This window comes from Erythrobacter sp. SD-21 (assembly GCF_000181515.1).
In the GTDB taxonomy this organism is placed as follows: domain Bacteria; phylum Pseudomonadota; class Alphaproteobacteria; order Sphingomonadales; family Sphingomonadaceae; genus Qipengyuania.
Map to the genome: position 1 here is coordinate 286481 of NZ_ABCG01000002.1, position 20273 is coordinate 306753.

At 65.3% G+C, this 20273-nt stretch carries 17 protein-coding genes and 1 tRNA gene; 14 read left to right on the forward strand and 4 right to left on the reverse strand.

The window, feature by feature from the left end; all coding sequences use genetic code 11:
- Nucleotides 1-125: 125 nt before the first annotated feature.
- Nucleotides 126-1802 carry an alkaline phosphatase gene (locus ED21_RS04725; protein WP_006832699.1) on the reverse strand — a complete coding sequence of 559 codons (1677 nt, stop codon included), beginning with the start codon at nt 1800-1802 and terminating at the stop codon, nt 126-128.
- A 164-nt stretch (nt 1803-1966) separates the two neighbouring features.
- Between ED21_RS04725 and ED21_RS04730 the strand changes: the two genes are divergently transcribed.
- The 10 genes from ED21_RS04730 (at nt 1967) to ED21_RS04775 (ending at nt 13995) form a co-directional block, all read left to right on the forward strand.
- Nucleotides 1967-2152, forward strand: a complete 186-nt coding sequence (locus tag ED21_RS04730) for a hypothetical protein (RefSeq protein ID WP_156787288.1) — start codon at nt 1967-1969, stop codon at nt 2150-2152.
- Nucleotides 2149-2754, forward strand: a complete 606-nt coding sequence (locus ED21_RS04735) for a hypothetical protein (protein ID WP_006832701.1) — start codon at nt 2149-2151, stop codon at nt 2752-2754. Before ED21_RS04730 ends, ED21_RS04735 begins: the two co-directional genes overlap by 4 nt.
- Nucleotides 2751-2942: a helix-turn-helix transcriptional regulator gene (locus tag ED21_RS04740; RefSeq protein WP_034921586.1), complete on the forward strand. Its 192-nt coding sequence runs from the start codon at nt 2751-2753 to the stop codon at nt 2940-2942. The genes ED21_RS04735 and ED21_RS04740 overlap by 4 nt, the downstream gene beginning before the upstream one ends.
- A gap of 95 nt (nt 2943-3037) precedes the next feature.
- Nucleotides 3038-4123, forward strand: a complete 1086-nt coding sequence (locus ED21_RS04745) for a YjgN family protein (RefSeq protein WP_006832703.1) — start codon at nt 3038-3040, stop codon at nt 4121-4123.
- A gap of 4 nt (nt 4124-4127) precedes the next feature.
- On the forward strand, nt 4128-5213 hold the full coding sequence (locus ED21_RS04750) for a M48 family metallopeptidase (RefSeq protein WP_006832704.1): 1086 nt from the start codon (nt 4128-4130) through the stop codon (nt 5211-5213).
- A 56-nt stretch (nt 5214-5269) separates the two neighbouring features.
- Nucleotides 5270-6019: an alpha/beta fold hydrolase gene (locus ED21_RS04755; protein ID WP_006832705.1), complete on the forward strand. Its 750-nt coding sequence runs from the start codon at nt 5270-5272 to the stop codon at nt 6017-6019.
- Nucleotides 6016-6876 (forward strand): hypothetical protein, encoded by an 861-nt coding sequence (locus ED21_RS04760; protein ID WP_006832706.1) that lies wholly within the window; start codon nt 6016-6018, stop codon nt 6874-6876. Before ED21_RS04755 ends, ED21_RS04760 begins: the two co-directional genes overlap by 4 nt.
- Nucleotides 6873-7847: an LLM class flavin-dependent oxidoreductase gene (locus ED21_RS04765; RefSeq protein ID WP_006832707.1), complete on the forward strand. Its 975-nt coding sequence runs from the start codon at nt 6873-6875 to the stop codon at nt 7845-7847. The genes ED21_RS04760 and ED21_RS04765 overlap by 4 nt, the downstream gene beginning before the upstream one ends.
- 162 nt (nt 7848-8009) lie before the next feature.
- Nucleotides 8010-12716 (forward strand): NAD-glutamate dehydrogenase domain-containing protein, encoded by a 4707-nt coding sequence (locus tag ED21_RS04770; protein WP_006832708.1) that lies wholly within the window; start codon nt 8010-8012, stop codon nt 12714-12716.
- A 52-nt stretch (nt 12717-12768) separates the two neighbouring features.
- The gene (locus tag ED21_RS04775) at nt 12769-13995 is read left to right on the forward strand and encodes an NAD(P)/FAD-dependent oxidoreductase (protein ID WP_006832709.1); all 1227 of its coding nucleotides are present in this window, start codon (nt 12769-12771) and stop codon (nt 13993-13995) included.
- Here the strand turns inward: ED21_RS04775 and queG are convergent.
- Nucleotides 13979-15040: a tRNA epoxyqueuosine(34) reductase QueG gene (queG, locus tag ED21_RS04780; protein WP_156787290.1), complete on the reverse strand. Its 1062-nt coding sequence runs from the start codon at nt 15038-15040 to the stop codon at nt 13979-13981. The two genes, ED21_RS04775 and queG, sit on opposite strands and share 17 nt — an antisense overlap.
- Before the next feature lie 65 nt (nt 15041-15105).
- On the opposite strand from queG, the gene ED21_RS04785 reads away from it, so the two are divergent.
- The 4 genes from ED21_RS04785 to msrB all read left to right on the forward strand — a co-directional run bounded on the left by ED21_RS04785 (nt 15106) and on the right by msrB (nt 19313).
- Nucleotides 15106-16074, forward strand: a complete 969-nt coding sequence (locus ED21_RS04785) for an ABC transporter ATP-binding protein (protein ID WP_006832711.1) — start codon at nt 15106-15108, stop codon at nt 16072-16074.
- Complete coding sequence (locus ED21_RS04790; protein WP_006832712.1) at nt 16071-17309, forward strand: ABC transporter permease; 1239 nt, start codon at nt 16071-16073, stop codon at nt 17307-17309. Before ED21_RS04785 ends, ED21_RS04790 begins: the two co-directional genes overlap by 4 nt.
- 112 nt (nt 17310-17421) lie before the next feature.
- Nucleotides 17422-18762 (forward strand): cytochrome P450, encoded by a 1341-nt coding sequence (locus ED21_RS04795; protein ID WP_034921588.1) that lies wholly within the window; start codon nt 17422-17424, stop codon nt 18760-18762.
- Nucleotides 18763-18812: 50 nt separating this feature from the next.
- Nucleotides 18813-19313 carry a peptide-methionine (R)-S-oxide reductase MsrB gene (msrB, locus tag ED21_RS04800; protein WP_006832714.1) on the forward strand — a complete coding sequence of 167 codons (501 nt, stop codon included), beginning with the start codon at nt 18813-18815 and terminating at the stop codon, nt 19311-19313.
- Between the two features lie 17 nt (nt 19314-19330).
- Here the strand turns inward: msrB and ED21_RS04805 are convergent, their stop codons facing one another.
- A complete protein-coding gene (locus ED21_RS04805; RefSeq protein WP_006832715.1) occupies nt 19331-19972 on the reverse strand; it encodes a PilZ domain-containing protein in 642 nt (213 codons plus the stop codon).
- Nucleotides 19973-20165: 193 nt separating this feature from the next.
- Nucleotides 20166-20247, reverse strand: a tRNA-Leu gene (locus ED21_RS04810).
- Nucleotides 20248-20273: the final 26 nt, after the last annotated feature.

Genomic DNA, 20273 nt, shown 5'->3' on the forward strand with positions numbered 1-20273 from the left:
ACCCGAAACCGGGTGGCGGTGCGTCGCTTAGGTCGCGCGCATCCGCCCCCGGAGAGCCGGGGTGGTAGTAGTCGTAGTCGTGATGCACGCTTGCGTCATGCTCACCCGAATATGACGTCGCAGTCCTAAGTGCAAGGCTCGGAGAGTTCGCGCGCGTCGAGCGCGGCGGTTACGCGGTGCGGGGGATTGATCGCGTCATTGCGGCTGCGCACGTCGTGCATGAAATGGTAGTCGCAATGGACGACGCCCGGCGTAAGCTCGATTACCATGTAGCCGCGCTTGGAAGCGTTCATCCATTTCAGTTCCGGATTGCATGCAATGAGCGCACCCGCGACCGCTTCGGGCGGGAGTTGCGGCAAGTATCCTTCCAGGCCCGGCGACGTGACCGAGTGCCCTCCGAATTCAACCCCGACCTTCGCGCCTTCGTGCGCAAGGTCGAAGGCCCAGGCATTATGCGTGTCGCCGGCAAGGCTGATGAGGCTGGCATCGGCAGCCAGCGCCGCTTCGAACAGCCGTGTGCGGGCCGCGGGATAACCGTCCCATGCGTCCATGTTGAGCGGCAGCTCCGCCCGGCTCGCCAGTGCGCCCGCGACGACGCGTTCGCGGATGTAGCTCGGGGTGCTGTCAGGCAGCGTGTCGGTGATTGAGGTGGCCGAGGCGAGCTTGCCCATGAGCACCTGCTGCACCAGCACCTGCCACTTCGTGCCACTCGACTTCGAGCGCTTCAGGCCATCGGCAAGCCATGCCTGCTGCCGCATTCCCAGCACCTCGCGCGATGGGTCTAGATATTCGCCGTGGCGAAAGGCTTCGAGCCGCGCAATGGCTTCTTCGGGAGGCAGATTGCTGCGCAGCAAAATGTTGTAGTCAAACTGTTTCGAGCGCGCGGAAAGACGCGTCTCGAGGCGGAACAATGTTGCAAGATCGCCGACTTGGTATTCGACCCAGGGCTCATCGGAAACGGGCATCCATTCGCGATAGGCTTTGATCGCTGCGGCCTTGCGGACGGACCATGGTCCTTCGGTTTCGGGCTGGTGGTTCTGCGCGCCGCCTTCCCAGCTGTCGTTGGTACTCTCGTGATCGTCCCAGCCGGCAATCATCGGGTAGAGCTGGTGGATGCGGCGAAGGTCCGGGTCGCTGCGGTATTGCGCATAGCGCGCGCGGTAATCGGTGAGCGCGACGGTCTCGGATTGCGGGTCGAGCGGGGCGCGGCCAGGGATCGTCTGCCGCTCGCCCGGATACGTGCCTTGCGGGTATTCGTAGAGGTAGTCGCCCAGATGCAGCACGCAGTCGAACTGGTTGGTTTCGGCGGCGTGGGCATAGGCGTTGAACCAGCCGAAGCCCAGGTTCGAACAGGAGAAGACCGCCATTTTCCAGCGCGAGACATTTTCGCGCGGGAGCGTGCGCGTGCGGCCGAGATCGGAGGTCGATCCATCGGGCGCGATGAAGCGGAAGTAATACCACTGCCCCGGCGCGAGGCCCTCGGCCCATGACTTGCAGCACCAGTCGTTGTCGGGCGTGGCGGTCACCTCGCCTTCGGCCACCACCCGGCGGTTGGCGTCGGCACTGAGCACCTGCCAGGTGAGCGTCATGTCCTGCGCGGCCCTGTAGCGCGTCCACAAGAGCACCCGCTCGTGCCCCGGCTCGCCGCTCGCCACACCTTGCGTGAAGCTCGCCGCTCTGGACTCGATCTGCGCGGCCAGCGGCGCGGCGAAAAGGCCGCCGCCAAGCAGACCGCCTTTCAGCAGGCTCCGGCGATCGAGGGCGGGCAGGCGCGGGGACGCGGGCGGTTCGGTTGCGGACATGATGTGCGGTTCTCCTCTTGCCCGCATGCCTGCGCCCGATGGCAGTCCCGTGACAAGCCCGGAATGCGATGCATGACAAGCACCATCTCCGTTTTGGAAAGCAACCTTGACATCTTCATCGAATTATGACAAACACCCTTTACATCAAGAAAAGGACACTTGCCATGACCCAGACTCAGAAAGCCCTTCTCCTCGCCGCCGCCATGATCGGCATCGCGCTCCTTGCCGTTTACGAGATCGTGCCCGAAGAGGTGGCGCAATATTCGCCCTTTCTCCTTCTCGCCCTGTTCCCCGGCGCTTGGTTGCGTGATCGCAAGTCCTGTAATTTACTGAAGCGGGGCGCAGCATGAGCGCGCAGGACCGTTCCGCCTTTCGCCAATCGGTGCCGCTCTGGGCCGGCCTGACCTTCGCCAGTTTCGGCATGGTCATGGGGCTCGCCCTGTCGGACGCGATCAACGCCACGACGACTCTCATCCTGATGATCGTGCCCGCCGCGCTGTTCTTCCAGACCATGCGCGCCGCCAGCCGCAAGGGACCGTGCAGCGGACGCGGCGAAGCGCAGCGGCTCTATATCAAGCGGGTCGCTATCTTTTCCTCGCTCTACCTCGTGGTGATCGCGCTGCAGGTCAGCTTGCTTGATGGAGAGGACCGCTCGCTCGCCGTGCGCGCCGGCCTCTCGGTCCTTCCGGGCCTCGCCATCTGCGGCGTGTTCTGGGCCATCGGGCGCCTCATCCTCGACGAGAAGGACGAATTCCTGCGCATGCTGATCGTGCGCCAGACGCTGATCGCAACCGGCTTTGCCCTGGGCTTCGCAACCATCTGGGGCTTCCTCGAGACGGGCGAGGTTGTGCCGCATATCCCGGCCTACTGGTTCGCGGTCGCCTTCTTCGGTGGGCAGTTCATCGGCGCGATTTCGAACCGCCTTACCCACGGCACATGGGGCTCGCTGTGAAGAACCGCCTCAAGGTGCTGCGCGCGATGCGCGACTGGAGCCAGCAGGAGCTTGCCGACCGGCTTGAGGTTTCGCGCCAGAGCGTGAACGCGATCGAGACAGGGCGCTACGATCCCTCGCTCCCGCTCGCCTTCAAGATCGCCGATGTGTTCGAAATGCCCATCGAAGACATATTTGAGCGTGACTGACACTCCACACGCTTGACTTGGGCGACCCATCTCGCCGATTGTCCTTCCCGGACGGGAATTTTTACGACAATTCGACTGGGGGGTCGCCCTTTTACATGTACCAGGAAGATATTCAGGCCGACAGCGCGTTCGGCTTCGACGGCAATTGGAAAGACTTCGCGAAGATCGCGCTGCCCAACCTCTTGCTCACCCTCGTCACCCTCGGGATCTACCGTTTCTGGGCGACTACGCGCGAACGCCAGTACCTCTGGTCGCACACGCGCTTCGTCGACGAGCGCCTCGAATGGACCGGCACTGGCAAGGAGCTGTTCGTCGGCTTCCTGCTTGTCATGCTGCTGTTCGCCATCCCGGTGTTCGGTATCCAGTTCGTGGCGCAGGCGCTGATCCTGCGCGGCTACGAAGCCGCCGGCGCGGCGCTCGGCATTCTGCCGATCCTCGCCATTTTCTACCTGACCGGCGTCGCGCGTTTCCGCGCGCTGCGTTACCGCCTCTCGCGCACCCGCTGGCGCGGCATCCGAGGCGGGAGCGACGACCAGGGTCTGGGCTATGGCCTGTCCTATATGTGGAAGACCTTCGTCGGATACCTGCCGCTGGGCCTCGCCATTCCCTGGTCGATGACGAGCCTGTGGAACGAGCGCATCAGCAAGATGAGCTTCGGCCCCTACCGGTTCGAATCGGACGCCGATCCGGCCAATGTCTTCGCCCGCTTCCTCCTCTTCTACCTCTCGCCGATCATCTTCTTCATCGGTGCGATCATCGCCGGCGCCACGGGCGCACTCGCCGGATACGGTCTCGGCGGGGAAGAAGGGATGCAGGTCGGCATTATCGGCATCACCATTTTCCTCCTGCTGTTCTTCTACATCGGTCTCGGCCTGATCGCGGTGGCCTTCTATGCGAAGTTCTACCGCGAGGTGGTCGGCTCGACGCATTGGAAGGACCTCCATTTCGGTTTCGAGGCCTCGACCATGGATTGGGTGAAGCTGCTGATCGGCGATGCGCTGATCGTGGTCTTCACGCTCGGGCTCGGTTTCGTCTTCCTCTCCTATCGTCACTGGAAATTCATGGTGACGCATCTGGAAGCGGGCGGCGATATCCTGCTCGACGAACTGACCCAGTCGACCACCGCCACCGCCCGGCACGGCGAAGGCCTGCTCGACGCCTTCGATATCGGGGCGTTCTGAGGCCATGGAAGACGTCTTCCACCAACCCGCGGTCTGGTACGACGGCGAAAGCGCCATCCGCCACGAGGGCGAAGCGCATTGGGACGGGAGCGACACGCTGTCGCTGCGCGGTTTCAGCGGTTCGATGGAGGTCGATTTCGCCGACCTCGTCTATGGCGAGGAACGCGGCGGCGAGCTGGTTTATCGCCGGTCGAGCGTGCCCGACTTCCGGCTGATCCTGCCCGAGGACCTGCCGGCGGGCCTGGCGGCGAAACTGCCCGCCAAGGCCATCTATGGCGCGTGGATCGACCGGATGGGGCTTGGCAAGGCCGCCGTCATCCTCGGCGCGGCAAGCGTGGCTGCCGTGGCGCTGTTCATGACCGCGCCCGAATGGCTCGGCCCGCGTGTTCCCGAAAGCTGGGAGCGCAATCTCGGCCAGGCCATGGTCGGCGACATGGGCGGGCGGCTGTGTCACACGCCCGCAGGCGACGCCGCGCTCGCCAAGCTGCTCGCCAAGGTCGATCCGGCCGAGGAGAAGGTGCGCGCAGGCGTCGCCAATATCGGCATGGTCAACGCGGTCGCGCTTCCCGGCGGGCAGGTCATGCTGTTCGACGGGCTGGTGCAGGACGCCGAGACGCCCGAGGAACTGGCCGGCGTGCTGGGCCACGAAGTCGGCCACGTGCGCGAACGCCATGTGATGACCGCGCTGCTGCGGCAATTCGGCCTCTCTATCCTGCTGTCGGGCGCCAATTCGGGCATGAGCGAGACGCTCTTCGGCCTCGCCGCAATGGGCTATTCGCGCGACGCCGAGCGCGAAGCGGACGAGTTCGCGCGCAAGCGGATGGCGGAAAGCGACGTCTCGCCGCTGGGCGCGGCCAGCTTCTTCGAACGCATCGGCGGCGACGCGGAAGAGGATAAAGGCGGCGAGGCCAACGCCGTGATCGGCTGGGTCTCGAGCCACCCCGACCCGCGCGAACGCGCCAAGGCCTATCGCGCAGCAGCCAAGGGCAAGACCTTCGGGCCCGTCCTGACCGAAGCCGAATTCCAGGCCATCAAGACTATGTGCGAAGAAGACCCGGACGTCGAAGAGTTCGACTTCGGCTTCTTCTGAGCGGTAGCCCCTCCGAGACTTGCAATCGGGCGTCTTCGGGCCGACATCGCGGCGGCATGACCGATATCCGTTTTTACGAAATGCCCGACGGGCGGCGCATCGCTTTCCGTCACCATGAGGGCGCCGGCCCCACGCTCGTTTTCCTGCCCGGCTACATGTCTGACATGGACGGCGGCAAGGCGAGTGCGCTGATGGACTGGGCGAAGGCGCAAGGGCGCGCCTGTCTGTTGCTCGACTATTCGGGCTGCGGGCGGAGCGACGGCGATTTTGCCGACGGCACTCCGTCGAAATGGCGCGAGGAAGTGCTGGCGTTGATCGAGGCACAGGTGGAGGGCGATGTCGTCGTCATCGGCTCGTCCATGGGCGGCTGGCTCATGCTGCTGGTCGGTCTTTCGCTGGGCGAGCGCGTGGCGGGGCTGATCGGCATCGCCGCCGCGCCCGATTTCACCGAGTGGGGCTATGACACAGACCAGAAGGCGCAAATGGAAGCGGGCGAGACCGTTTTCGAGAACAATCCCTACGGCCCCGAACCAACGCCGACACACGCGGGCTTCTTCGCCGACGGACAGGCGCAGCGCCTGCTTGGCACCGACATCGCGATCGACGCGCCCGTGCGCCTCCTCCATGGCCAGCGCGATGCCGATGTGCCGTTTGAGATCAGCCAGCGCCTCGCCGACGCCTTGCGTTCGGACGCGGTTCAAGTGAGTTTCGTCAAGGACGGCGACCACCGCCTCTCGCGGCCGCAGGATATCGCCCTGTTGCTGCGCACGGTGGACGGCCTCTTGAAAGACAGGGAAACCGCGTGACCGCACTCCTCGCCACTTTCGCCCTCCTCGCCACACAAGTCGGCCCGGACCCCACCGCGGGCGGCATGCCCGGAATTCCCGACGAATTGCGCGACCGACCGCCGCGCGAGGAACTGCGGATAGTTAAACAGCCCCAGACCAACTATCTGCAGCGCTGCCTCACCAAGGCGTCGAGCGACCCGCAATCCGCTCTCGATTTCGCGCAGAGCTGGCGCGAGGTGGCTCAGACCGATCTCGATTTTGCGCAAAGCGCGCATTGCCTCGGGCTCGCGCTGGTCCAGCTCGGCCGCATGGGCGAAGCGCGCGAGGCATTCGAACTCGCCAGCGGCGAGGCACCTGCGGACAATCTTGCCTATGCCGCGAGGCTGGCGGCGATGGCCGGCAATGCGGCGGTGTCCGCAGGCGACCTCGAAGGCGCCATCGCGCTGCTCGACCGGGCGGGCGGCATGGCGCTAGCCGCGCCCGACGGAGATTTGGCAAGCGAGCTGCGGGTCGACCTTGCCCGCGTAATGGTCCGCCATGGCCGGGCCGACGACGCCGCGCTGGCTCTTGCCGAAGCACGCGAGGCCAATGCGCTCAACGGCGAGGCATGGCTGCTGTCCGCCACGCTGTCGCGCCGGATGGAGCGGCTCGGCGAAGCGCAGGCGCAGATCGAGCGTGCGGCCATGCTCACTCCGCGCGACCCGCAGGTCGGCCTCGAGGCGGGAGTGATTGCCGCCATTTCGGGCCGTGCCGAGGACGCGCGCGCCAGCTTCGCCTCGGTGATCGAGGTTGCGCCCGGCACGCCGCTGGCGACCCGCGCGCAAACCTATCTCGACCAGCTTGGCCCGGCGGACGAGGAACCGGAAGGCGAATGACCGCCTACAACGTCCTCGATCTCGTTCCTGTCCGCGAGGGCAGGACCCTCGGCGAGGCGTTCAAGGCTGCGACCGCGCTTGCGGTGGCGGCCGAAGACGCGGGCTGCAAACGCTATTGGGTGGCCGAACACCACGCGATGGAAGGGATCGCCGGCGGCGCGACATCGGTCGTGCTGGCCCATGTCGGCAACGCCACAAGCACCATCCGCATCGGTTCGGGCGGGATCATGCTGCCCAACCACACGCCGTTCCAGATCGCCGAGCAGTTCGGCACGCTCGACGCGCTCTTCCCCGGCCGCGTGGACCTTGGCCTTGGACGGGCTCCCGGTGCGGGGCCCGAACTCCAGCGTGCGCTCAGGAAAGACCTCCACCGCGCCGCCGAGATGTTCCCGCAGGACGTCGTCGAACTGATGGCGCATATGGATGGGACCAGTGAGATACCGCCCAACCCCGGCCTTGGCGCGAACCCGGAATTCTGGATGCTCGGATCGAGCCTCTTCGGCGCCAGCCTCGCTGCACGGCTCGGCATTCCCTACGCTTTTGCGAGCCATTTCGCGCCCGACCACCTCGACGCGGCGCTCGAACTCTACCGCCGCAATTTCGAACCGTCCGAGGCGTGCGAGAAACCGCATGTCATGGCGGCCATGAACCTCTTCTGCGCCGAAACGGAAGCCGAAGCCGAGAAGCTCGCCACCTCGCAGATGCAAGCCTTCGTGGCGCTGCGCACGGGCAAGCCTTCCAGGCTCAAGCCGCCGGTCGCAGGCTATCGCGACCAGCTGCCACCCACTGCGCAAGCGATGCTGGCGCATATTGGGCAGGCGAGCGCCATCGGAACGCCTGATCAATGCGCCGCCGCGGTCCGCGAATTCGTGTCGCGGACGCAGGCCGACGAGATCATTTTCGCAGGCCCCACCTTCGATCCGCAGGCGCGGATCGACAGCCTTGCGCGCGCCATGAAGGCGCTCTCCTGACGCTACGGCGACAAGGCATGCATAGGTTTGCAAAAATGCGCGCTCGCCGCCTTGCTCTCTCTCTCCAACAGGCCTAATCGCCGCCCCTGACCAATCCGGGCAACGCCTCGGATATTTCACGGTGCAGCAACATTCGCGCGCCAGAAAAGCGAGAGGCCCCCAATGGGTTCCAAGACCGGTTCCAAGCCCGCCACCAACCCCGCAGCGCAGGCCAAGGCGCTGATGCAGCACATGCGCGATTCGCTACTGCCGGGCGACACGCCGTTCGACGGCGCGCGGATGAAGGAGGCGGCGGAATTCGTCGTCGAGGCGGCGCAGAACCGCGAATATGGCGACGTCGCCATGGCCATTGAGTCGGTGACCGACGGCCATCGCTACACACGCATCGCGATCATCAACGACGACATGCCGTTCCTGGTGGATTCGACCGCCAACGCGATCGCCGCGCTGGGCATCTCGATCGACCGCCTCGTCCATCCCGTCGTCCCAGTCGAGCGCACCGCCGACTGCACGCTCGACCGCATCCGCGAGGGCGAGCCCGAGGGTGCCTATTGGGAATCGATGATTTATCTCGAGACCGCGCGGGTCGACGCCAAGCAGCGTCGCGCGCTCGAGGAAAAGCTCGCCGTCACCCTCGCCGATGTCCGCGCCGCCGTAGCCGACTGGCCCAGGCTGCAGGAGCAGATGCAGGCCGACGCCGCGGGTCTGGGCGACGAGGAAGGCCGCGCCCTGCTCGAATGGCTCGACAGCGGCATGCTCACGCAATTGGGCCATGTCGTCCGTCGGCGCGACGGCCGATTCGAAAGCCCGCTCGGCATCTGCCGTGCAGGCGAGCCCGAACTGCTGGTCGATGCAAGCTACGAACGGGCCTTCAAATGGTTCGAGGGTAAGGGCGAACAGCGCACGCCGCTGATCATCAAGGCCAACCACATCAGCCGCGTGCATCGCCACGTGCCGCTCGACCTGTTCATCGTGCCGCGCCGCGAGGGCAAGAAGCTCGTCGCGCTGTCGGTCCATGCCGGCGTCTGGACGAGCGCCGCGCTCGCCGCCCCGCCGCGCGCCGTGCCGATCCTGCGCCAGCGCCTCGACGGTATCCGCGAGCGGCTCAATTTCGACGAGGGCGGCCACGCTGGCAAGGCGTTGGTCCACGCGATGACCGCGCTGCCGCACGATCTCCTCATCGGTTTCAGCGAGGAAGACACTGAGCGTGTCGCCACCACCATGATGGCGCTGGTCGATCGCCCGCGTCCGCGCCTTGCGCTGGTCGAAGCGCCGCTTGCCCGCCACCTCTTCGCCTTCGTCTGGTTGCCGCGCGACATGCTGGCAACACAGGTGCGCCTGCAGATCAAGTCGCTGCTCGAAGAAAACGCCGCCGCGCGCCTGCTCGACTGGAGCCTCGAGGTGGAAGGCGGCAATCTTGCCATGCTCCGCTTCGTGCTCGACATTCGCGACGGGGCACGGGCGCCCGACGAGGCCCTGCTCGAAGAACAGCTGCAGACCCTTCTGCGCGGCTGGAGCGAGGCGGTCGAGAACGAGCTGGTCAACCTGGTCGACAAGGGCCGAGCGGCTGCGCTCACCATGCGTTTTGCCGAGCATTTCCCTACCGCCTACCGCGCCCGTTTCGGCCCGCGCGAGGCGGCCGAGGACATCGCCCGCCTGCGCGCGCTGGGCATCCACGCGGACGAGGAAGAGCATCCCGACCCACCCCATCGCGGCGCGCGCCTCTACCTGTGCGAACGCGACGATCCGGCCTGCCTGCGCCTGAAGCTCTACCAGGCCGAAGGCAGTCTGCCGCTGTCCGACGCGGTGCCCGTGCTGGAGAACTTCGGCTTTCACGTGCAGTCGGAAATGCCGACCGTGCTGAAGGACGCCGACCTCGGAACCATCCACGATTTCAGGCTGGCCCTCGCCCCGGGCGTGGAGGCAGACGACCTCGTCGAACGCGCTTCTGAGATCGAGGACGCAGTCGCATCCGTGCTCAACGGCCATGCGGAAAACGATGTCTTCAACCGTCTCGTCGCCGAAGCTGGCCTTGGCGCGGCGCAGACCGACTGGCTGCGCGCCTTCTATCGCTACCTGCGCCAGACCGGCATGGGCTTCACCATCTACACCGTGGTCGATGCGCTGGCGAAGAACGCCGACATCACCGCAGCGCTGATCGACCTGTTCACCGCACGCCACGATCCCGAATTCAAGGGTAGTCGTGAGGAGGCTATCGAGGACGCCCGCGGCACAATCAAGCGCGGCCTCTCCAAGGTCAAGGCGATCAACGACGACCGCCTGCTGCGCCTCTACAACGCGCTGATCGACGCGATCCTACGCACCAATTCCTTCGCCCCGGCGGCGAACGAGGCGCTGGCGTTCAAGATCGACAGCGCGATGGTCCCCAACCTGCCCAAGCCGTTGCCCTGGCGCGAAATCTTCGTCTATTCGCGCCGCGTCGAGGGCATCCATTTGCGCTCCGGCCCGGTGGCGCGTGGCGGGCTTCGCTGGTCCGACCGGCGCGACGACTTCCGCACCGAAATCTTGGGGCTCATGAAGGCGCAGCGCGTCAAGAACGCCGTGATCGTGCCGACCGGCGCGAAGGGGGGCTTCTATCCGAAGCAGCTGCCCGATCCCGCGCTCGACCGTGAAGGCTGGGCGGCCGAAGGACAGGCGAGCTACGAAGTCTTCATCCGCACGCTGCTGTCGGTCACCGACAATATCGTCAACGAAAAGGTGGTGCACCCCGAAGGCGTCGTCATCACCGATGGCGAAGACCCCTATTTCGTGGTCGCTGCCGACAAGGGCACCGCGCGCTTCTCCGACGTGGCCAACGCCATCGCCGAATCGAAGGATTTCTGGCTCGACGACGCGTTCGCGTCCGGCGGCTCGAAGGGTTACGACCACAAGGCCATGGGCATCACCGCCAAGGGTGCCTGGGTCAGCGTCCAGCGCCATTTCCTCGAAATGGGCGTGGACGTTCAGTCGGACCCGATCCAGGTCGTCGGCTGCGGCGATATGTCGGGCGACGTGTTCGGCAACGGCATGTTGCTCTCGAAGGCGATCAAGCTGGTCGCGGCCTTCGACCATCGCCACATCTTCCTCGACCCCGATCCCGATCCGGCCAGGAGCTGGAAGGAACGCGCGCGCATGTTCGACCTGCCGCGTTCGAGCTGGGAGGATTACGATTCCGACCTCATCTCGCGCGGCGGCGGCGTTTTCCCTCGCGATGCCAAGACCATCAAGCTGTCCAAGGCGATGCAGAAGGTGCTCGGCCTCGACGTCTCGGAGATCGAGCCCGAGGCGTTGATTTCGGGCATCCTCAAGGCTCCGGTCGACCTCATCTGGTTCGGCGGCATCGGCACCTACATCAAGGCCTCGGCCGAGAACAACGTGCAGGTCGGCGACCCGGCCAACGACGTGCTGCGCGTCGATGCGAAGGAAGTGCGCGCGCGGGTCATCGGCGAAGGCGCCAATCTCGGCGCGACGCAGGCCGGACGCATCGAATTCTCGCACAATGGCGGGCGCTGCAACACCGACTTCATCGACAATTCGGCCGGCGTCGATTGCTCGGACAACGAGGTCAACATCAAGATCGCGCTTGCCGCAGCCAAGCGCAACGGAAAGCTGACCGAGCCCCAGCGCGTGAAGCTGCTCGAAGAGATGACCGACGAGGTCAGCGCGCTGGTGCTGGAAGACAACCGCCTGCAGGCGCTTGCGCTGTCGATTGCCGAAATCGGCGGCGACCGCGCGATGAATTCGCAGTTGCACCTCATCGAAACGCTCGAGGCGGGCGGCAATCTCGACCGCCGTACCGAAGGGCTGGCCGACAACCAGACGCTCCAGCGCCGCGCGGCCGACGGCATGGGCCTTACCCGCCCCGAACTCGCCGTGTTGCTCTCCTCGACCAAGCTGGTGCTGCAGGATGCGATCGAATCGAGCGACGTGCCCGACGACCCGATCCTGGAAGACCTGCTCTTGCGCAGCTTCCCCGAGCCGATGCGCAAGAAGTTCAAGGAGCAGATCGAGAACCATCGCCTGCGCCGCGAAATCATCGCGACCAAGCTGGCGAACGCCATGGTCAACCGCCTCGGCATCATCCACCCCTTCGAACTGGCGGAAGAGGAAGGCGTCGAGCTTTCGCAGGTCGCGGCCAGCTTCGTCGCGGTCGCCCATCTCTTCGACCTGCGCACCCTGTGGGCCGAACTCGATACGGCGAAAATGGAGGAAGGCGCGCGCCTGCTGATGTTCGACCGGCTTGCGGCGGCTACGGCCAACCTGATGTCCGACGTGCTGCGGACCGGCGCGGGCCGCGTGATGCCGGCCGACATGGTTGCCGAACTCGGCAAGGGCGTGACCATGCTGGTCAAGGACACCGACCAGCTGCTCGGCAGCGAACTGAAGGCGCAGTCTTCCAAGCTGCACGAGAAATTCACCACTGCAGGCGCCAGCGATGCCATGGCCGCGCGGGTCACGCATATGTTCGACCTCGACGGGTCGGTCGGCCTCGCCCAGCTGGCGAGCGACACCGAGATCGGCGCGCGGATGATCACCGAAGGCTTCACCGATATCGGTGCCAAGCTCGGCATCGACTGGGCGCAGAGTGTGGCGGCGACCATGGTCCCTTCGGACGTGTGGGAGCGCCTGCTCGTCTCCGGCCTCGCGCGCGATTTCCAGCAGATGCGCCTCGAACTGCTGCGCCGCCTCTCGCGCCGCAAGGGTGCCAAGGAGGACATGCCGCAGGTGGTCGAGAACTGGCTGGCCGACCACGAGGTCGCCGTGCGCCAGTTCAAGTCGATGGTCGAACGCGCACAAAGCCAGACCCCGGTCGCGCCTGCCATGCTCGCCCAGATCGCCAGTATGGCGCGCAACCTTCTGGCGCGGTGATCGACCGCGCAAGGCTTGACCAGAAGCGCGTTTGCGGCCAGCCACCCCGCCTATGGAGCATTACGACGTCGTCATCGTGGGGTCCGGGCACGGCGGCGCACAGGCTGCGATAGCCCTGCGCCAGGCTGGCCACGAGGATTCGATCCTCATGGTCAGCCGCGATCGCAACCCGCCCTACGAACGCCCGCCGCTGTCGAAGGAATACTTCGCGGGCGACAAGCCCTTCGAGAAGATCCTCATCCGTCCCGAAGCGTTTTGGGCGGAGCGCAAGGTGACCCTGCGGCTCGGCGCGAATGTCAATGAGGTCGACTGGATGCGCCGCGTCCTGTCGCTCTCGGATGAAAGCTTGGTCAGCTATCGCAAGCTCATCTGGGCGGGCGGCGGCGATCCGCGCCGTCTTGGCTGCCCGGGCGCGGAACTGGCCGGCATCCACACCATCCGCAGCCGCCGCGACACCGACAGTTTGAAGGACGAACTCGCCGCCGGTGCACGCCGTGCGGTCGTGGTCGGCGGCGGCTATATCGGGCTTGAGGCAGCGGCGGTGCTGCGCAAGCTCGATCTGGAAGTTACCGTGGTCGAAATGCAGGACCGCGTGCTGGCCCGCGTGGCCGGCCCCGAGATCTCCGATTTCTACGCCGCCGAACATCGCAAGCAGGGCGTGGACATTCGCCTCGAAGCGGACATCGACCGGATCGAAGGCGACGGCGAGAAAGTCACTGGCGTCACCCTGTCGAGCGGCCAGACGCTGGCCTGCGAAGTGGTGATCGTCGGCATCGGCATCGTGCCCTCGGTCGGACCGCTGATCGCCGCCGGGGCCGCGGGCACCAATGGCGTCGACGTGGACAGCTTCTGCCGCACGTCGCTCGACGATATCTACGCCATCGGCGACTGCGCCGCCCATGCCAATCCCTATGCGGACAACGCGGTGATCCGGCTGGAATCGGTCCAGAACGCGAACGACATGGCAAGCGTCGCGGCCAAGTCGATCATGGGCGACAAGCAGGACTACGACGCGGTGCCGTGGTTCTGGTCGAACCAGTACGATTTGCGGCTTCAGACCGTCGGCATTTCGAACGACTACGACCAGTCGGTGCTGCGCGGCGATCCCGAAGCGCGCAAGTTCAGCTTGATCTATCTCAAGGAAGGCCGCGTAATTGCGCTCGATTGCGTCAACAACACGCGCGACTATGCGCAGGGGCGCAAGCTCGTGATGAACCGCGCCGAGATCGATTCCGAGCTGCTGGCGGACACCGAAGTCCCGCTCAAGGAGATGGGCTGAGCCGTGCGGCGGCCCAGTCGGCGGCTTCGGCCACGACCGGGTTCGGATCGCAGCGCAGCTTCTCCACCTGCGCCGCCAGGGCGCCATTGCCGCTGTTGCCCGCCGCATAAAGGCAGTTGCGCACAAACCGATCCCGCCCGACGCGCTTGATCGGCGAGCCGGAAAAGAACTGCCGGAAGCCCGCATCGTCGAAATCGAGAAACTCGGCGAGGCGCGGCGCGGTCAGCTTTTCGCGCGGGGCGAGCTTGATGTGCCGGTGCGCGGCATCGGCGAACTTGTTCCACGGGCACACGGCAAGGCAATCGTCACAGCCGTAGATGCGGTTGCCCAACGCCTCGCGAAACTCTTCCGGGATCGGGCCCTTGTGCTCGATGGTGAGGTAAGAAATGCAGCGCCGCGCATCGAGCTTATAGGGCGTGGGGAAGGCATCGGTCGGGCAGGCGTCCTGGCAGGCGCGGCAGTTGCCGCACAGGTCGCGGTGGGTCTCGTCGGGCGCGAAGGGCAGCGTCGAATAGATCGCGCCGAGGAACAGCCAGCTGCCATGCTCGCGGCTGACCAGATTGGTGTGCTTGCCCTGCCAGCCGATCCCCGCCGCCTGCCCCAACGGCTTTTCCATCACCGGTGCGGTGTCAACGAAGACCTTGAGCTCGCTCTCCGGCTCCCGCTCGATCAACCACCGCGCGAGCGCCTTCAGCGCCTTCTTCACGATGTCGTGATAGTCGCGCCCTTGCGCATAGACGGAGATGCGCGCCTTCTCGGCATCTCCCTCCAGCGCCAGCGGATCGCCATCGGGCGCGTAGCTCATGCCGAGTGCGATGACGCTTTGCGCTTCGGGCCACAGGCCTTGCGGTGAGGCGCGCTGGACTTTCCGGCTTTCCATCCATTCCATCGAGCCGTGGCGCCCCTCGCCGAGCCACTCCTCGAATCGCTCGGCGCGCAGGGGATCGGTGCCCGCCCCGGTAAAGCCGCAGGCGACGAAGCCCAGCTCGCGCGCCTTTTCCCTCAGCGCAGCCTGCAATCCCTCCAGTGACGCGGCCTTGACCAAACTTGCTGTTGCTCCCGTTCACATCGCGCGGTTAACTCGCTCCCAGCAGGGGAGCCGGACACGCGATGTCGCGAAACGACGATCAACACAAGAACAGCCTCGCCATCGAGGCGCGCGGGCTGGTCAAGCGGTTCGACGATACGCTCGCGGTCGACGGGGTCGATATCTCCGTCCCGCAAGGCGCGATATACGGCATTCTCGGTCCCAATGGCGCGGGCAAGACCACGACACTGCGGATGCTGCTGGGCATTATCGATCCCGACGAGGGCCTGCGCCGCGTCTTCGGTCACGACCGCCCGCACGAAATCGCCAAGTGGATCGGCTATTTGCCCGAAGAACGCGGCCTCTATCCGGCGATGAAATGCGACGAGGCGATCGCCTTCATGGGCGCGCTGCGCGGGCTTTCGCTCGACGAAGGGCGCAAGCGCGGGCGCGAGTTGCTCGAAGGGCACGGGATGGGTCATGCCATCGACCGGCAGATCCGGCAGCTCTCGAAGGGCATGGCGCAGACGGTCCAGCTGCTCGGTACGCTGGTCCATCGGCCGAAGCTGGTGGTGCTCGACGAGCCCTTCAGCGGCCTCGATGCGATCAACCAGGGCAAGCTGGAGGTCATGATCCGCGATCTGGCCAAGCAAGGCACCACGGTGATCTTCTCGACCCACGTGATCCACCACGCCGAACGGCTGTGCAACGATGTCGCCATAATCGCCGGGGGCCGCGTGCCCTATGCCGGCTCGGTCGATGCCGCGCGCGATCGCATTCCGGCGCAGGTCCGCCTCGAAACGCAACGCGCCAAGGGCGACTGGCGCAGCGCCCTGCCCGCCGATGCCCGCCACGACGCTAAGGAAGGCGGCGGACATTTCTGGTATTTCCCGATCCCCGAAAGCGGGATCGAAGCGCTGCTCAAGCGCCTGATCGACGGCGAGGCGGGCATTCTCTCGCTCTCGATCGAACGCGCCGGCCTGCATGACGCCTTTGTCGAGATCGCGGGCGCAGCCGCGGCACGCCAACTGGAAGCGGAGGCCACCACATGAGCGGCGAGCACCAGGCCTCGCGCCTGTCCTTCTTCGAAGCGGCCTGGGTTGTCGCGCGGCGCGACTTCAGGGCAATCCTGTTCAGCCGCGCCTTCTTCTTTTTCCTCTTGGGTCCGCTCTTTCCGCTCGTGGTCGGCGGGCTTGCGGGAGGGATCGGCGGACAGGTCCAGCGCGAGGCGATCGTCAATTCGATCGCGCTCGCCATGGCCGATACGGACAACGAGGCACTTCTGGCCGCGCGACAGACTGCGCGTGAAACGGTCGACGGCCTCCCCGAACTCGTCGTGATCGAAAGCAGCGTGCGCGATGCTCCGGACTTCTCGCCCGAAACCGTGCTGCGCACCTCGGACTACGCTGTTGTCGTCACCGGCACGCCGGAAGAGCCCGAATTGACGGGCACGCAGCTGCAAATCGACCGCTGGGACGGGCCAGTCTCCTTGCTCTCCGCCATGACGACGGGGGCGACGCCCACAAGCTACCCCGAGGTGACCGAGAACGTGCTTGCGACTACCGCCTCGGCGGCCAAGTCCAACCGCATTCGCACCGCGCAGGCGGGGCAGTTGCTGCTGTTCCTGCTGATGATGCTGCTCGCCGGTATGGTGCTTTCCAATCTCGTGGAGGAGAAGGCCAACAAGGTCATCGAGGTGCTCGCCGCAGCGATCCCGATGGACAGCGTGTTCTTCGGCAAGCTCTTCGCCATGCTGGGGGTGAGCTTCGTCGGCATTGCGGTCTGGGGCCTGTTCGGGGCCGGGATCGGTGCGCTGGCGGGCGAGGCCATGCCGACACTGGCCGAACCGGCGCTCGGCTGGCCGGTCTTCATCCTGCTTGGGATCGCCTATTTCGCCATGGGCTACCTCATCCTTGGCTCGCTCTTCCTCACCATCGGCGGCATGGCGACCACCGTGCGCGAGGTGCAGACCCTTTCCATGCCGGTGACCATGGCGCAGCTGCTGGTGTTCTTCCTCGCCGCCTATTCGATGACCAGCCCCGGCTCTCCGCTGGAGCTGACCGCGGCGATCTTCCCGCTCTCCTCGCCCTTCGCCATGCTGGCCCGCGCGGCGCAATCCGCCGAGCTATGGCCGCATGTCCTCGCCCTCGCCTGGCAAGCGCTGTGCGTGGCGATCTTCGTGAAAGCGGGGGCGACCCTGTTCCGCAGGCGGGTGATGAAATCGGGCAAGGGCGGACGCGGCGTGAAGGGGCGGGTCGGCAGCACCGCGCCCGCCGATCCCGCCTGATCGTCGCCTTCATGCAAGACTCTCCGGCGACCCTGCATTAGGTTCGCTTTTGCAACGCACTATTGACACGCCTGTCAGTTAAGGCAGGATGCGGGGCGAAGAGGAGAGAACCATGGCCACAGCTGCCGTCACCCGGCCCGAATGCCGCATGTCCCCCACCGCTTACGAAGCGCTCAAGAAGCATTTCGAAGAGCATCCGGAGGAACGGCCGGATCATCCGCACAAATGGGACGTCAGCCGCAGCGATATCTACGCCGACAACACCTGGCAGCCGATATTCAAGGAGATGCGCGAATCCGGGCCGCTTCATTACATTCCGGAAAGCCCCTTCGGCCCCTATTGGGCGGTCGTCGGACACAAGGCGATTCAGCATATCGAGGCGCTGCCGGAGGTGTTCTCCTCCAGCTGGGAGCATGGCGGGATCACCATCCTCAATCGGCTGACCGAGGAAGAACTGGCCGAGAGCGGCGTGGGCGACCGGCGCGAACTGCCGATGTTCATCGCCATGGACCGCCCGCAGCACACCGGCCAGCGCCGCACGGTGGCGCCCAAGTTCACGCCTTCGGGCATGGCCGAAATGGAAGGCGAGATCCGCGCACGCACCGGCGAACTGCTCGATTCGCTGCCGCGTGGCGAGGTGTTCGACTGGGTCGACAAGGTCTCGATCGAGCTGACCACCGGGATGCTCGCCATCCTCTTCGGCTTCCCCTGGGAAGACCGCCGCCTGCTGACCTTCTGGTCCGACTGGTCGGGCGATACCGAGCTGGCCACGGTGCGCTCGCTCGACGAGATGCGCTGGGGCTTCCTCCACGAGATGGCGGCCTATTTCCAGTCGCTATGGATCGAACGCACCCATGACAAGGAACCGGGCGACGATCTCATCTCGATGATGATCCATTCGGACGCGATGAACCAGATGCGGCCCGAGGAGTTCATGGGCAATCTCGTCCTGCTGATTGTGGGCGGCAACGACACCACACGCAATTCGATGAGCGGGATCATCTACCAGCTCGACAAGAACCCCGACCAGCGCAAGCTGTTCGAACAGCAGCCCGACCTCATCCCCAACGCAGTGCAGGAAATCCTGCGCATGCAGACGCCGCTGGCGCATATGCGCCGCACCTGCACCGAGAACACCGAGGTCTTCGGCCAGCACATCAAGGCGGGTGACAAAGTGGTGCTTTGGTATCTTTCCGCCAATCGCGACGAGCAGGTCTTCGAGAACCCCGACAAGCTCGACATCACCCGCGAGAACGCGCGGCGCCACATCGCCTTCGGCTACGGCATCCACCGCTGCGTGGGCGCGCGGCTGGCCGAGCTGCAACTGCGGGTCCTCCTTGAAGAGCTGCACAAGCGCCGCATGCGCGTCCATGTCGCGGGCGATATCGAACGTGTGCGCGCCAACTTCGTGCACGGCTTCCGCAAGCTCGAAGTCGAGATTACCGAGTTCTGAAGTAACCGTTCGGGCATTCGGCACGTATTCAGGGGCAGGAGGCTATACATATGCCCATGACCGACACCCGACCGAACCGCCGCTCCTTCCTCGGACTGCTGGGGTCCGGCGTCGCTGCGACGACGCTGGCCGCCTGCGGTTCGCGCGAGGCGCAGGCGCGCGATTACCCCGTCTCGCTAAGCGAAGCGCAATGGCGCAAGAAGCTCACCAAGAGCGAGTATTACGTGTTGCGCGACGCGGGCACCGAACGGGCCTATTCCTCGCCCCTGAACGACGAGAAGCGCGCCGGGACCTTTATCTGCGCGGGCTGCGGCAACGCGCTCTACAGCTCGAAGACGAAATACGATTCGGGCACCGGCTGGCCGAGTTTCTGGAAGAGCCTGCCCGGCGCGGTGGACACGAGCACGGACTACAAGATCGGCTATCCGCGCACCGAAGTGCACTGCGCCGATTGCGGCGGCCATCTGGGGCATATCTTCAACGATGGCCCCAAGCCGACCGGCAAGCGGCACTGCATCAACGGCGTGGCGATGGACTTCCGGACCGCCTGATCCGGCAGAAACAATTCTCAGGCCGCGTCGGGCGTCTGCTCGAGCATGACCGGGCACTGCACAGAGGCCGCCATGAGCGCAAATTCGCGCAAGGACAGTGTGTTGTCGAACACCAGCCCGTAATTGGCGTCCTTGCGCCAGCGCACCTTGGCGCGGGTCTCGGGGAAGTGATCCCCGGCGACGCGCAGCGCCTGGTCGATGGCAAAGGCCGCATCGCATTCTACCCGCGCGCCCTGCTGCGACATGTTGACCGTCACTGCCTCCCCGCTCGCCGAGAGCGACGAAAGCGTCAGCGGGATGGCGATATTGAGCCGCAACTGGCGCTTGGGGAAGTTCCACGTTTCGTAAATGAGTCGCTCGACAGTGACCGGCCGGTCGAACTGGTAGCTCGCTTCGAAACCCTCGCGCCGCGTCTCGGTGATCTCGTAGGTCTCACCGTTCTGCAATTCCAACGCGATAGTACGGTCGTTCGGCAGGGCATGGAAGGTGCGCAACGAGATTCCGGTGGCCGAAACATCGCGGATGACGCAGATGAATTCGCCCTGTCCGCAGACCAGCTTGGCCGCGCGAATCAGGGAGGTGTATCGCGGCTTTGAACGCCGATCGACCTCGACCTCTTCAATATTTTCGTCCGCGCGGAAACCAGCGGAATATTCCATTACGTGCGTACCCCCAAAGTCGGGGAAGGAGAATGCCTTCCGCCAGCCTTCTTGGACCAGCGCCCCTGTTGAGCCGTTTAGTACGAACCTAGGGATTAATACTCAGGGAAGGCGAATGGTTAACCTGTCAGCCATTCCGACACTCGCCAGCGCAAGTCGTTGAATTTACGAGCGGGCGCCTGTGGGCTGCCGGTGCGGGTGGTGGGACTCGAACCCACACGCCCAAAGGACAGGGGATTTTAAGTCCCCGGCGTCTACCATTCCGCCACACCCGCTGTCCGGCAAGTCGGCTGGTTAGAGA

Excerpts from the sequence above, each read along its gene's own strand:
- ED21_RS04750 (WP_006832704.1), top strand. The coding sequence starts at position 4,128 with ATGGAAGACGTCTTCCACCAACCCGCGGTCTGGTACGACGGCGAAAGC.
- msrB (WP_006832714.1), top strand. The coding sequence starts at position 18,813 with ATGCCCATGACCGACACCCGACCGAACCGCCGCTCCTTCCTCGGACTG.
- ED21_RS04725 (WP_006832699.1), bottom strand. The coding sequence starts at position 1,802 with ATGTCCGCAACCGAACCGCCCGCGTCCCCGCGCCTGCCCGCCCTCGAT.
- ED21_RS04745 (WP_006832703.1), top strand. The coding sequence starts at position 3,038 with ATGTACCAGGAAGATATTCAGGCCGACAGCGCGTTCGGCTTCGACGGC.
- ED21_RS04785 (WP_006832711.1), top strand. The coding sequence starts at position 15,106 with ATGTCGCGAAACGACGATCAACACAAGAACAGCCTCGCCATCGAGGCG.
- ED21_RS04735 (WP_006832701.1), top strand. The coding sequence starts at position 2,149 with ATGAGCGCGCAGGACCGTTCCGCCTTTCGCCAATCGGTGCCGCTCTGG.
- ED21_RS04755 (WP_006832705.1), top strand. The coding sequence starts at position 5,270 with ATGACCGATATCCGTTTTTACGAAATGCCCGACGGGCGGCGCATCGCT.
- ED21_RS04775 (WP_006832709.1), top strand. The coding sequence starts at position 12,769 with ATGGAGCATTACGACGTCGTCATCGTGGGGTCCGGGCACGGCGGCGCA.
- ED21_RS04790 (WP_006832712.1), top strand. The coding sequence starts at position 16,071 with ATGAGCGGCGAGCACCAGGCCTCGCGCCTGTCCTTCTTCGAAGCGGCC.
- ED21_RS04730 (WP_156787288.1), top strand. The coding sequence starts at position 1,967 with ATGACCCAGACTCAGAAAGCCCTTCTCCTCGCCGCCGCCATGATCGGC.
- ED21_RS04795 (WP_034921588.1), top strand. The coding sequence starts at position 17,422 with ATGGCCACAGCTGCCGTCACCCGGCCCGAATGCCGCATGTCCCCCACC.
- ED21_RS04770 (WP_006832708.1), top strand. The coding sequence starts at position 8,010 with ATGGGTTCCAAGACCGGTTCCAAGCCCGCCACCAACCCCGCAGCGCAG.
- ED21_RS04765 (WP_006832707.1), top strand. The coding sequence starts at position 6,873 with ATGACCGCCTACAACGTCCTCGATCTCGTTCCTGTCCGCGAGGGCAGG.
- ED21_RS04805 (WP_006832715.1), bottom strand. The coding sequence starts at position 19,972 with ATGGAATATTCCGCTGGTTTCCGCGCGGACGAAAATATTGAAGAGGTC.